The organism is Pseudarthrobacter arbutini, assembly GCF_054510915.1.
In genome coordinates this window covers 58,425-70,485 of the sequence record NZ_JBTNDQ010000018.1, presented here as the reverse complement: position 1 = coordinate 70,485, position 12,061 = coordinate 58,425, and the positions used below count along the sequence as shown (strand labels likewise).

At 66.3% G+C, this 12,061-nt stretch carries 7 protein-coding genes; 4 read left to right on the top strand and 3 right to left on the bottom strand.

The annotated features are described in order from the left end of the window. Positions 1-26: 26 nt before the first annotated feature. Complete coding sequence (locus tag ACX80V_RS18655; RefSeq protein WP_485844408.1) at positions 27-1,139, bottom strand: substrate-binding domain-containing protein; 1,113 nt, start codon at positions 1,137-1,139, stop codon at positions 27-29. A gap of 165 nt (positions 1,140-1,304) precedes the next feature. Here ACX80V_RS18655 and ACX80V_RS18650 point away from each other — a divergent pair, with 165 nt between their 5' ends. Together ACX80V_RS18650 and ACX80V_RS18645 are read left to right on the top strand one after the other, a co-directional pair. Continuing rightward, positions 1,305-2,306, top strand: a complete 1,002-nt coding sequence (locus ACX80V_RS18650; RefSeq protein ID WP_485844445.1) for a LacI family DNA-binding transcriptional regulator — start codon at positions 1,305-1,307, stop codon at positions 2,304-2,306. A 99-nt stretch (positions 2,307-2,405) separates the two neighbouring features. Beyond that, entirely contained in the window at positions 2,406-2,699 is a 294-nt protein-coding gene (locus ACX80V_RS18645) for a putative quinol monooxygenase (RefSeq protein ID WP_485844407.1), read from the top strand. Positions 2,700-2,821: 122 nt separating this feature from the next. Here ACX80V_RS18645 and ACX80V_RS18640 read toward each other — a convergent pair whose 3' ends face one another. Next, positions 2,822-5,527 carry a GH32 C-terminal domain-containing protein gene (locus ACX80V_RS18640; protein ID WP_485844406.1) on the bottom strand — a complete coding sequence of 902 codons (2,706 nt, stop codon included), beginning with the start codon at positions 5,525-5,527 and terminating at the stop codon, positions 2,822-2,824. A 229-nt stretch (positions 5,528-5,756) separates the two neighbouring features. Between ACX80V_RS18640 and malQ the strand changes: the two genes are divergently transcribed. Together malQ and ACX80V_RS18630 are read left to right on the top strand one after the other, a co-directional pair. After that, positions 5,757-8,003 carry a 4-alpha-glucanotransferase gene (gene malQ, locus ACX80V_RS18635; protein WP_485844405.1) on the top strand — a complete coding sequence of 749 codons (2,247 nt, stop codon included), beginning with the start codon at positions 5,757-5,759 and terminating at the stop codon, positions 8,001-8,003. Further along, a complete protein-coding gene (locus tag ACX80V_RS18630; protein ID WP_485844404.1) occupies positions 8,000-8,926 on the top strand; it encodes an SDR family oxidoreductase in 927 nt (308 codons plus the stop codon). Before malQ ends, ACX80V_RS18630 begins: the two co-directional genes overlap by 4 nt. Before the next feature lie 10 nt (positions 8,927-8,936). Here ACX80V_RS18630 and ACX80V_RS18625 read toward each other — a convergent pair whose 3' ends face one another. Then, positions 8,937-11,978 carry an alpha-amylase family glycosyl hydrolase gene (locus tag ACX80V_RS18625; protein ID WP_485844444.1) on the bottom strand — a complete coding sequence of 1,014 codons (3,042 nt, stop codon included), beginning with the start codon at positions 11,976-11,978 and terminating at the stop codon, positions 8,937-8,939. Positions 11,979-12,061: the final 83 nt, after the last annotated feature.

Here is a 12,061-nt window from a genome sequence, read left to right as displayed (position 1 = left end):
TTGCTCCTGAAGTAATCGTTCTGCCCTTACTTGCCCCAGCAGATGTCGCTGGCCTTGGTAGTGGTGATGCTCTTGACGCCGTCGGCGGGCTTGTCCGTGACCAGCTCAACGCCGGTGTTGAAGAAGTCCAGTCCGGCGGAGTTGGCCGGCTTCTTGCCGGTCTTGGCCAGTTCGACGATGGCCTTGACACCCATTTCGGCCATCTTGACCGGGTACTGCTGGGCGGTGGCGCCGATGACGCCGGACTTGACGTTGTCCACGCCGGCGCAGCCGCCGTCGACCGAAACGATCAGGACGTCCTTCTCCTTGCCTGCTGACTTCAGGGCCTCGAAGGCGCCCGCTGCTGCGGGCTCGTTGATGGTGTAGACAACGTTGATGTCCGGGTTCTTGGACAGCAGGTTTTCCATGCCGGAACGGCCGCCGTCCTCGGCGCCCTGGGAGGCTTGGCTGCCGACGATCTCGTAGTCGCCGCCCTTGCCGCCGGTGTACTTGCCGGTCTTGGCCTCGTCCCCGTTCTTCTTCGCGTCCGCGGTGTCGATGCCCAGGCCCGTGAGGAAGCCCTGGTCGCGGTTGTAGTCGACGGAGACAACCTTGTCGTCGAACAGGTCAAGCAGGGCGATGGTGGCCTTCTTGCCGCCCAGCTGCGCGGCGGTCCATTTGCCGATCAGCTCCCCGGCGGCGAAGTTGTCCGTGGCGAAGGTGATGTCCGCGGCATCGGCCGGGTCCGGCGGGGTATCAAGGGCGATCACAAAGAGCCCGGCGTCCTTGGCCTTCTTCAGGGCATCCACGACGGACGGGCCGTTCGGGGTGATCAGGATTCCCTTGTCGCCTTTGGAGATGGCGTTCTCGATGGCCTGGATCTGCGTGTCCTCATCACCGTCGGCCTTGCCGGCGGCGAGCTTCAGGTCAACGCCGTCGGCCTCTGCGGCCTTCTTGGCGCCTTCCTGCATCGCAATGAAGAAGGGGTTGGTGGTGGTCTTGACGATCAGGGAGACGCCCACCTTCTCGTCGGTGGCGGTTCCAGCGCCGGCGGAGGTGCCGCCACCGCAGGCGGTGAGGCTGAGCGTACCGAGGGTCAGGACTGCGCCGATGGCCAGCAGGCGGTGCGAAAGCGTGGGTGTGGCTTTGGAACTCAACATTGAATCTCCTGTGTTCGTGGCACTTTCCCGTGCCTGACAACGATGTCAAAACACATGTAATCAACGTCACAAGGTAGAGTCAAGTGAAATTCGATGATGAAGGGCGAGTTAATGACAACGATGTCGAATCGTTACCAGGCGGACTCCGCCACGAACCGGCCCACCATGCGACATGTTGCCGCGCTGGCCGGGGTGGGCATTAAGACCGTCTCCAGGGTGATGAACGACGAACCGGGCGTCTCCGAGGCCACCCGGCAAAGGGTGCTTGCGGCGTCGCAGCAGCTCAACTATCAGCTGGACATGGCGGCGGGCAGCCTCCGACGCACAGGCCGCCAGACACTGTCCATCGGGCTGCTCCTGCCCAGCGTGGCCAACCCGTTCAGCAGCGAGATCCACCGGGCAATGGAAGACACCCTGGCGGCCCGCGGGATTGCCGTGTTCGCCGCCAGCCTGGACGATGACCCCGAGCGGGAAAAGGCGCTCGTGTCCGCGTTCCTCGGCCGGCGCGTGGATGGCCTGGTCCTGACCCCCATCGCCCGGAGCCAGGCGTACGCCATCCCGGAACATTCCCGGGACCTGCCCATGGTCTTCATTGACCGCGAGCCCGTGGGCATCGAGGCCGACGCCGTGGTGACGGACAACGCCGTCGGCGCTGCGCGCGCAGCTGCCCACCTCATGGCCCACGGCCACACAAAGCTTGCCTACCTGGGCGACCGGCCGGATATTCAGACCGCCCGGGAACGGCGTCGCGGCTTCATTGAGGAACTGGGCCGGGCGGGACAGGCGACGGCCGCTGTGCCGGTCCGGGAGGGGCTTCACGACGAGGAGTCTGCCCGGCTGGCCGCACTGGAGATCCTCACGGCCGAGCATCCTCCGACGGCGATCTTCTCCAGCCAGAACCTCATCACGTTCGGCGTTATGCGCGCACTGAAGGAACTTGGTGCCAGCCGCCGCGTGGCTCTGGTGGGCTTTGACGACTTCACCTTGGCGGACATGATGGAGCCGGGCATCACGGTCATCGCCCAGCACCCGGAGCGGATTGGGAAGCTCGCCGCGGAACGTCTGCTCGCCCGGATCGACGGCGATAGCAGCGCACCGCAGACATACGTTGTTCCGTCCGAGCTCATCCAGCGCGGCTCCGGAGAGCTCCCGCCGCCCGCTGGCTGAACACAACAGATCCAATCCGATCCCGCTGCAATCCACGGCCGACTCATCGCTCAGCAAACCCAACCACCAGCAGATCCAGGCAATCCCGAGGGGACAATCATGACCAAAACGCTTTACGCCGAATTCACCGTCAAGCCCGGCAGCGAAGACCGGGTGGCGGAGATGATGCGCCAGTTGACCAACGAAGTAAGACAGGAACCCGGGAACCAGCTGTTCCTGCCCTACACCCGGGAAGCGAATCCCCGTGAGTACTTCGTTTTCGAGGTCTACGAGGACGACGCCGCTTTCCAGGAGCACATCAGCGCGGACTACGGCGCTCGGTTCAACGGCGAGCTCGCGGACCTTATCGAAGAGGACGGTTCGGTGCTGACCTGGCTGCAGCCAGTTCACTGACCAGCCGGGATACAGGTCACGCGCTTCACTGACCGTCCGCGCCGGAAACGCCAGTCCCGGGCTTGTCCGCGATTCCTAACCTTGAAGGCAGGGTTCTGCGGACAAGCCCGGGACGGTTCAGCCTACTTCTGGCGCTCCTTGACCGGGTTGGTCAACGTGCTGAACATCGACTGCGCCAGCGGAGTCACGGTGATTGCCTTCAGCTGCGCCGTGCCGCCGTCGGCAAAGAGCGCCACCTGGTTAGCTCCCGCTTCGGGGAACACTTGGTCCGTGATGGTCCGCTGCCCGCCTTGGGTGAAGACCTCCACGGAAGACCTGTCGACATACACCCGCAGGGTGACTGTGCCGTCTGCATCCAGGGTGACGGGCGCAGAGTCCACGGAGGTGAACAGCGGATGGAAGCCGGTGTCTCCCGAATTCTCCCGGTCCACGTACACCTCGCCGGTGGTCCGGTCGTAGCCGATCTCGGTGGCGGTGTTGCCGATCCCCAGTACGGTGATTCCGGCCCGTGAAGCTGTGCCCGGCGCGAGCGTGACGTCGATCCGCTGGACCTGGCCCCAGGCTGCCGCGGGCAGCGCAGTGGTCCCCGGGGCAATGTCCCGGGCGCGCTTCTCGGCGTAGCTCGGCTTCGCAGCCAGGTCATCCACCTGCTTGACAGCCCTCTGGGTGAGGCGCGGTCCGGCCGGAGTCTGCGTCAGCGCTACTTCCCGGGGCAGTGACATGGCGCTGCGCCACGGCGAAGTGGGGATGGCCTGCGCGTAGTCCCAGTTGTTCATCCAGCCCAGCATCACGCGTTTGTCCTGGGGCATGTTGGCGAACGAAACGGAGGCATAGTAATCCCGGCCGTAGTCCAGCCAGTCGTAGGTCTGGATCCGCGGTGTGGCCGCCTGCTCCGACGCCACGAACTCATCGGCCAGGATGTGGCCCCAGCCGAAACGGTTGTTGTCCACCACCCTGATGCTGGCCTCCCGTCCCTTGAATTCGGCAACGTTCCAGGAGGCCCAGTCCAGGACCTCGCTGTTAGCGCCGGTGGCGGTCCGGACCACCTGGCCGTCCACCACCAGGTTCACGGTGGTCTCGTCGGACCGCGGCACCGCGGCCTGGTCGGTGAGCATCACGTGGTCCAGTGTCAGGTGGCCCCAGCCGCCGGTGGCCTGGTCCACGATGCGCAGTTGGGCTTCCTGTCCGGCGAACTCGGAAACGTCCCAGCCCTTCCAGTTCAGGGCGCCGGCATCGTCCCCGGCCAGGGTGCGGACTACGTTGCCGCCCACCAGCAGCTGCACGTCCAGCTGCTGGCCCGAGCCCGCGGCCCGGTGTCCGCCGCCCACCAGCATGCTCATGAAGTCCCGGGAGAGCGTGAACGACGGCGACGTCATCGTTCCCTGCCTGTCGTCGCCCGGTGCGCCGCCGGTATCAAATGTGTTGATCCGCTTGGCGCCGATATAGAAGTCACCGCCGGACGTGGCGGGCTGGAACGAAGGTGCCAGGTCGGCGGTACCGGTCCAGCCGGCGTCGGCCATTGATGTTCCGTCCGGAACCTCGAAGCCGTTGAACAGGAGGTCGCCGGCCGGCGGGGTGTTGTCCAGCTTGTCGGAGACGCGGGGGTGCTGGCCGCCGCCCACCAGGAAGTTCAGGTAGTCGCTGGTGACGGTGAACTGCGGTGATTCCGCGGTGCCCACGGGCCAGTCGCCGTCGTTGAAGGAGTTGATCAGCCCTGCCCCGGCAAAGCCGCTCACAGTGTTTTGTCCCGGCAGCGAACCGGTGGCTGGCGTATCTCCGAACGGGCCGTTCTTCCAGTTTCCTGGCTCGTTGGCCACGGTCCAGCCGTCGTAGGTGCCGGTGTTGAAACCGGCGAGCGGTGTCCCGGCAGGCAGGGTATCGCTGCCTTTGGTGGTTTCGGAGGTGAAGGTGGTGCCGTCGAAGTCGCCAACAAAGTACTGACCGGCCGATCCGCCCGCGACTCCGCCGGGGTTGATGTTGACCACCATGACCCATTTGATGTTGGCGGGGTCGCCGTCAACAGCCAGCGGGAAGAGGTCCGGGCATTCCCAGAGCCCGCCGGTGGCGTTGGCCGGCCCGAACTCGCTCAGGAGCGTCCAGTCCTTGAGATTTCCGGATTTGTACAGCAGGACCTTGTGGTCTGTGGCCTCGACGGCGGCCATCACCCAGTAGCCGCCGCCATCGGGGGTGCTGTACCAGAAGACCTTGGGATCGCGGAAGTTTGCCGAGTTGCGGTTCAGCACCGGGTTGGCGTCGTACTTGGTCCAGGTCTGGCCGTCATCCAGGCTGTAGGCGAGCGATTGTGCCTGCAGGCCCTGGTGGGGTGAGCCCGGCTTGTACGCGCTGGTGTAGACGGCGACCAGCGGCGGGTTCTCCGCGGTTCCGAACCCTGTGGTGTTGTCCTTGTCCACCACAACGCTGCCGGAGAAGATGTCCTGCTGGTCATCGGTGGCGATGGCCACCGGCTGCTCCGTCCAGTGCGTCAGGTCCTTGGACGTGGCATGCCCCCAGGACATGTTGCCCCACGTGTTTCCCGACGGGTTGTGCTGGTAATACAGGTGGTAGACGCCCTTGTGGAAGACCATCCCGTTGGGGTCGTTCATCCAGTTCTGTTTTGGCGTGTAGTGGAAGGCAGGCCGGTACTGTTCCCCGCCGAGGGGCGTTCCGGAGCCGGCGTCAGCGTCGGAAACGTTTCGTGAGGCTGGCGTGGTTGCCGGTGCTGCCGTGCCCCAGGCCGGGGCCGAACCGGCGAGCGTTGCCGTGAGGCTGAGGCCAGCCAGGGTGAGTGCCGAACACGTAAGGAGCGTTCGGGATTTGTTGATCTGCATGGATAGGGGTTGCCCTTCATCGCGCGTGCCTAGTGGCTAGACAACGTTGTCAGTGACAGGAACGGTAGGGGATGTCCACAAGACAAGTCAACGGTTCGAAGCGGCGTTGGAGCAGTCCGGGGCGGCCCTGCAATAATCGGAGGCAAAGTGTGTCCGGGCGCAGCGAAGCTCCGGCGTGCAAAGCAGCAATGTAAGTTCGGGCCCATCACACCAGACGAGGCGGACATCCATGAAGGCTCCAGACCAGCAGCACGCTCCCATTTTCGGCACGCCGGTTTCACCGGGCGATGGTGATGCCGCCGGTCATGGGCCCGTGGACCGGCACCTGCTCCAGCGCCTCGCCGACGTTCACGGCGTGGGCACCTCGTTCCACGGCTGGGACGGGCTGCCGCACAGCGTGGCCCCGGAGACCCTGACCAAGGTCCTGGCGGCGCTGGGCGTCCCGGCCCACACGAACCAGCTGATCGAGGCTGCCCTGGCCGAGGCGGAAGTGGCGCCGTGGCGGCGGATGCTGCCGCCCGCCGTCGTGGTCCAGCAGGGCCAAACCGCACTGGTTCCCGTCCACGTCCGGGACGGTTCGACAGCGCGTCTGACAGTTGTGCTCGAGGCCGGTACGGGCGAGCCCGTGGAAGCTGTCCAGCAGGACGTCTGGGTGCCGCCCCAGGACGTTGACGGCGTGGCCACCGGCCGAGCCACCTTCGCCGTGCCGGCGGGGTTGCCGCTGGGCTGGCACGCGCTGCAGGCAGAGTCCGACGGCGTCACAGCCGAGGGCGCGCTGGTGGTGGTTCCGGCGCGGCTCACCACCGCCGATTCCTTGGTGGAGCGTCGGGGATGGGGTCTCGCCACGCAGCTCTACTCCGTGCGGTCCAAACGGTCCTGGGGGATCGGCGACTTCGCCGACCTCGCGGACCTGGCCACGCTCAGCGGCGCCCGTGGTGCGGACTATGTGCTGGTCAACCCGCTGCACGCCGCGGAACCCGTGCCGCCGGTCCAGCCCTCGCCCTACTCGCCGTCCACGCGGCGCTTCTTCAACCCGCTGTACATCCGTGTGGAGGCCATCCCCGAAATCGCCTACCTGAAGCCGCGTAAGCGCGCGGCGGTGGACAGCTTGCAGGAGCAGGTCCAGGCCCTGAACAAGGACGGCGAACGGCTGGACCGGAATGCCGTATACGCTGCCAAGCTCCAGGCCCTGGAACTTCTCTATCACGCCCGGCGCTCGCCGGCGCGGCAAGCAGCGTTCGACGAATTCTGCCGGATCTCCGGCGCCGGGCTGGATGATTTCGCCCTGTGGTCCGCCATCCGGGAAGACCTGGCACCGGACCATCCGGTCTGGACGGACCCGGACTGCGCGCTGGGTTCCCCTGAGGCGGAGTCACTGCGCGGGAAGCTTGCCGACAGGATCGGGTTCCACCGCTGGCTGCAGTGGATCTGTGACGAGCAGCTTGAGAACGCGCAGCAGGCTGCGCGCCGGGCGGGGATGCGGCTGGGCGTGGTGCACGATCTTGCCGTGGGCGTGGACCTCAGCAGCGCCGACGCATGGACCCTCCGCGGTGTCCTGGCGCCCGGGATCAGCGTGGGGGCGCCGCCGGACATGTACAACCAGCTCGGTCAGGACTGGAATCAGCCGCCGTGGCATCCAGCCCGCCTGGCGGAGGCAGGCTACGCGCCGTTCCGCAACATGCTCTCCACCGTGCTCCGGCATGCCGGCGGCATCCGGGTGGACCACGTGCTGGGCCTGTTCCGCCTCTGGTGGGTGCCGGCCGGCAACTCCCCGCGCGACGGCGCCTATGTCACGTACGACCACGAAGCGCTGATCGGTATCCTGGCACTGGAGGCCCAGCGTGCCGGCGCCGTGGTGATCGGCGAGGACCTGGGAACCTTCGAGCCGTGGGTGCGCGACTACCTCGCTGCCCGCGGCATCCTGGGCACCTCCATCCTCTGGTTCGAGAACGACGGCGATTCACCCCTGCCGCCGGAGCGGTACCGCACGCAGGCCCTCGCCAGCGTCAACACCCACGACCTGCCGCCCACCGCCGGCTACCTGGCGGGTGACCACGTGGCCCTTCGCAGCAGATTGGGCCTTCTGGAACGCTCCGAGGCGGAAGAACGGGCGGACCACGCGGCCACGCTCGAAAAGATGATGGGGCTGCTGCGGGAACGCGGCCTGCTGCCTGACGGTGGCGTCTCCGCTGACGGTGGCTACGGCAGCACCGGCAGCGAGGAACGCACCATCGAGGCGCTGCACCGCCTGCTGGCCCAGACGCCGTCGGTCCTTCTCGGGGTGGCGCTGGTGGATGCCGTGGGGGAGCGGCGCGTGCAGAACCAGCCCGGTACCACCGAGGCGCTGTACCCGAACTGGCAGGTCCCGCTCGGCGGTCCGGACGGTAAGCCGGTGTTTATCGACGACCTTCCCGGAAACACGCGGTTCAACGCCTTGCTGGGTGCCGTCTCGGAGGCGCTGGGGGATTCGCAATGACCGACGGGCCAGTCCTCGTAGTGGGAGGCACCGGCATGCTGGGCAGCCAGGTTGCCACGGAGCTGCTCAAGCGCGGTAAGCGGGTGCGGGCGCTGGTGCGGCCCGGCTCGGAAGCCTCCGTGCTCGAGGCTGCCGGGGTGGAGATCGCGCGAGGCGACATGATGGATCCCTGGTCGTTGCTGCGGGCGATGGAGGGCGTCGACGCCGTGATCACCTCGGCAGCGGGCTATACCAGGCACCGCAAGGGGGACACTCCGAGAACCGACACGGTGGGCAACACCAACCTCGTGGAGGCAGCCAGCCGCTCGGGCATCCGGCGGTTTGTCCTCACCAGCATCCTCACGTGCGACCAGACCCCGAAGGTTCCGCACTTCTGGCATAAGAAGCTGACCGAAGACAAGCTGGAGGAACTCGGTGTCCCGTTTGTGGCGCTTCGGCCGGGCGCGTTCCTGGACCAGGTCACCCGGTTCGGCGGCGACCCGTTCAGCAAAGGGCGGCTCAGCTGGATCGGATCGCCGCGGATCCCGCTGACATTCGTGCTCACCTCCGACCTCGCCGGCTATCTTGCGGAGGCGGTTGACCTTCCGGATCTGGAGGGCCGGCGCATCGACATCGGCTGGGACCGGCCAGTGGCCATGCAGGACGTCGCGGACATTGCGGGCCGGCTCACCGGCTGGCCCCTTCGTGTCCGGTCCGTCCCCGCCGGGGTTGTCCGGGCTGCGGGGACCGTGCTGGCGCCGGTCAACCCCATGGCCAAGGACCTCGCTGCCATGATCGCGTGGTTCCAGACCGGCCGGTACGTCGCGGACACCACTCTTCAGCGGCAGTTCTTCGGGGAGCCGCTCACTGCCGAGCTCGCCATCCGGCGGTTCGTCACGGGCCTGGGGCAAACGGTACGCACCCAGACCCGCGACAAGCCCTAGCCAGCCGCGGCTATCCCGCCGTGAGGAGGTGGGTGGCGTGGTCGTACCGGAAGGTGACCGCGCCGCCGTCGTGCGTGTAGGAGATGTTGGCCCCGTTGGGCACCCCGTCAGCCCCGTAATTCATGTCCCAATTGCGGTTCAGCGCCGCCTTGAACTCATACGTCCCGGCCGGCAGGTCCGGCACGGACAGCTTCCACACCAGCGTTGCCGGGTCCAGCGTCAGCTGGGCCTGGTCGCAGGTGGGTTCCCAGTCCGCGCCGCACCCGAGTTCGTTGTCCAGGCTCCCCGCGATGGCGACAGCGCCCGGCTGTTGGGAGGCGTACCCGGCGCTGAGGACGTGTGTGCTGTTGTCGTAGCGAAATGTGACGGCCCCGCCAGGATGGTCCAACACGATGTTGCTGCCGTCAAGGACTCCGCCGGCGCCATAGTTCACGTCCCAGCTGCCGTTGAGCGCGGCCTTGTACTCGTACGTCCCGGCTGGCAGGTCTGCTGAGAGCCGCCAGATGTTGTCCGCCGGGTCCAGGATCATGAACGCGGCTGGGCAGGCCGGGCCCCAATCGGCAGGGCAGCCCAACTCGGAGTTCAGCGACCCCGCCACGGTCACCGAATCCGGCTGCGGAGCCTCGCCCACCGTTACCGTCCGCGGCTCGCTGACCACGCTGAAGCCGGGGCCGCTCATGACCGCGCGGTAGCGCACCTGGGTGCCGTCCGCGAGTTCGAGTGCCGCCAGGTCATCGGTGACCGAGTACACCGGTGAGGAGTCATCGGAGCCTACGGCCGTCCACTCGCCGCCGGCCACGTTGCGCGCGAAGGACACCACGTGGTTGGACTTTTCCGGATCGGCCGTAGCGCTGAGCTCAACGGCCCCCTCCACGCTGCTTCCTTCCAGGGGCTTCTGGATCGTGAGGACCGGCGCCGGAACTGAGGCTGCCCGGGGCTGGCTGGTGGCCCGGTGGCCCCCGTTGTCCAGCACTGTGGCGCGGTATTCGACGGCGGTGCCTGCTTCCAGGGCAGCAACATCGTGGAACACCTGGTACGGCGCGGTGTCGTCGGTGCCGATCGGCGCCCAGCCACCGCCCGCCGTCCTGGCCTCAAAGGTGACCTCGTAGAACGAAGCACCGCCGACGTCGGCCGTCACGTTGATCCGGCCGTTATCCGCCGGTGCCGCGGCAGGTTCCTGAAGTGCGACGGCGGGAGCCGCCTTGGAGTGCGGAATGCGGCCCGATGACTGGTAGACCACAGCGGACAGCGGCGGTACGGTGACCGTCAGCTTCCCGTCCGCGGAGGTTTTGGACTCCTCGGCGGCGTCGCCATAAATCCGGGTGTAGCTGCGCTTGCCGATGTAGGTGGGCACGTCCGCCGTCTGCGGCTGTTCGCTGTTGTTCAGGGCGACGACATACTCACGCTGGTCCTCCGCGTCGGTGCGGGAGAAGGCGTAGATGCCGGGCCCTTCGGAGGCATAGCGGTGCTGGTGGGCGCCGTCGCGCAGGGCCGGGTGGTCCTTGGTCAACGCCGCGAGCTCACTGATCTTGGAATACAGAAGGTGGCCGGCGTTGAAGTTGTCGGTGGCGTGCGTGGCGTCGGTGCCCAGCAGGTCGTCGTCGAGGTACTCCGGCACCTGGCTGGCGAAGAGCGTCTGCCGGGCGTCCTGGTCGCCGCCGGGGCCGGTGAAGCCTTGCTCGTCGCCGTAATAGATCACCGGGTTGCCGCGGGAAAAATACATCAGCTCGTGGGCCAGTTGGTCGCGGGCCACCTGCTCCGTGTCGGCTGAGCCCGGGTTGTCGGCGGCGATGAAGCTGCCGATGCGGCCCATGTCGTGGTTGCCCAGGAAGGTTGGCAGTTGGTAGACGTTGGAATCGGCGTCGGTGTACCAGTCGTCGCCGGCGAAGAATGTTTCCAGCGAGCGGGTGTCCTGGCTCTTGGACGCGAAGTTCCGGGCGGCCTCCTGGAACGGGAAGTCCAGCACGGCCTGCATCTGGTTGCGGGTGGTGAACTGGGAGGTGAAGGACTTGGTCGTGTCGAAGACTTCGCCGAACATAAAGAACTCGTCCTTGCCCTGGGCCTTGGCGTAGCTGAGCACCTCCGGGCCGAATTCCTGCCAGAACTCGTTGTTGACGTGCTTCATGGTGTCGATCCGGAAGCCGTCCACGCCGAAATCGCCGATCCAGGTCTTGTAGATCTCCGCCATGCCGTCCACCACTTTGGGGTTCTCGGTGAAGAGGTCATCGAGGCCGAAGAAGTCGCCGTAGTAGGAGTCCTCGCCTACAAAGGTGGTGTCGCCGCGGTTGTGGTACAGCGTGGGATCGTTCAGCCAGGCGGGGACCTTCAGGTTCTCCTCGGCTTTATCCAGAACGGGGACGTAGGGGAAGGACGTCTTGGCATCAAGCTCCGGGAAGTCGTCGGAGCCTGCTAAGTCGCGGTCGTCGAAGGCCTTACCGGCCGCGGTCTTGTACGGAACCTCGTCCTTGGAGACGTAGCTCTTGCGGGCGCCCTGTTCGTAGCCGATCACGTCCGCGGTGTGGTTGGTGATGATGTCGAAGTACACCTTCATGCCGCGCGAGTGGGCTTCGTCGATGAGGGCCTTCAACTCGTCGTTGGTTCCTAGATGGGGGTCGATCTGGGTGAAGTCGGTGATCCAGTAGCCGTGATAGCCGGCCGAATTGTCCTCGGGCTGTACCGCCTTGTTCTTGAAGCTGGGGGTGAGCCAGATGGACGTGGTGCCCAGGCCCTGGATGTAGTCGATCTTGTCGAGCAGCCCGGCCAGGTCGCCGCCGTTGTAGAAGCCCTTTTTCGTCGGGTTGAAGCCGGACACCATGGGGTCGCTGCCCAGGCCGCCGTCGTCATTGGTTGTGTCACCGTTGCTGAAGCGGTCAGCCATCACAAAGTAGAAATTCTCGTCCGTCACCGGGGCTCGGAGGGAGTGAAGGGCCGACGACGACCCTGGGTCTTGCGGGCCCGGCGCCGCGTGCGCCGGGAGGACGGAAGTGGAAGCAACTACGGCTGCGGCGAGCAGTCCCAGCCATGGCGTTATCGGATAGTTGAGGCGTTGGATTGAGCTTCTGCGGGTGCGTGTTTTCACGTCAGGAGACCTTCCTGGTAGTGGCGATGCTGTTCAGGCTGCTGTGGGGATGCGAG

Bases quoted from the DNA above. Each gene is read 5' to 3' on its own strand.
- ACX80V_RS18645 (WP_485844407.1), top strand. From the start codon at position 2,406: ATGACCAAAACGCTTTACGCCGAATTCACCGTCAAGCCCGGCAGCGAA.
- malQ (WP_485844405.1), top strand. From the start codon at position 5,757: ATGAAGGCTCCAGACCAGCAGCACGCTCCCATTTTCGGCACGCCGGTT.
- ACX80V_RS18655 (WP_485844408.1), bottom strand. From the start codon at position 1,139: ATGTTGAGTTCCAAAGCCACACCCACGCTTTCGCACCGCCTGCTGGCC.
- ACX80V_RS18650 (WP_485844445.1), top strand. From the start codon at position 1,305: ATGCGACATGTTGCCGCGCTGGCCGGGGTGGGCATTAAGACCGTCTCC.
- ACX80V_RS18630 (WP_485844404.1), top strand. From the start codon at position 8,000: ATGACCGACGGGCCAGTCCTCGTAGTGGGAGGCACCGGCATGCTGGGC.
- ACX80V_RS18640 (WP_485844406.1), bottom strand. From the start codon at position 5,527: ATGCAGATCAACAAATCCCGAACGCTCCTTACGTGTTCGGCACTCACC.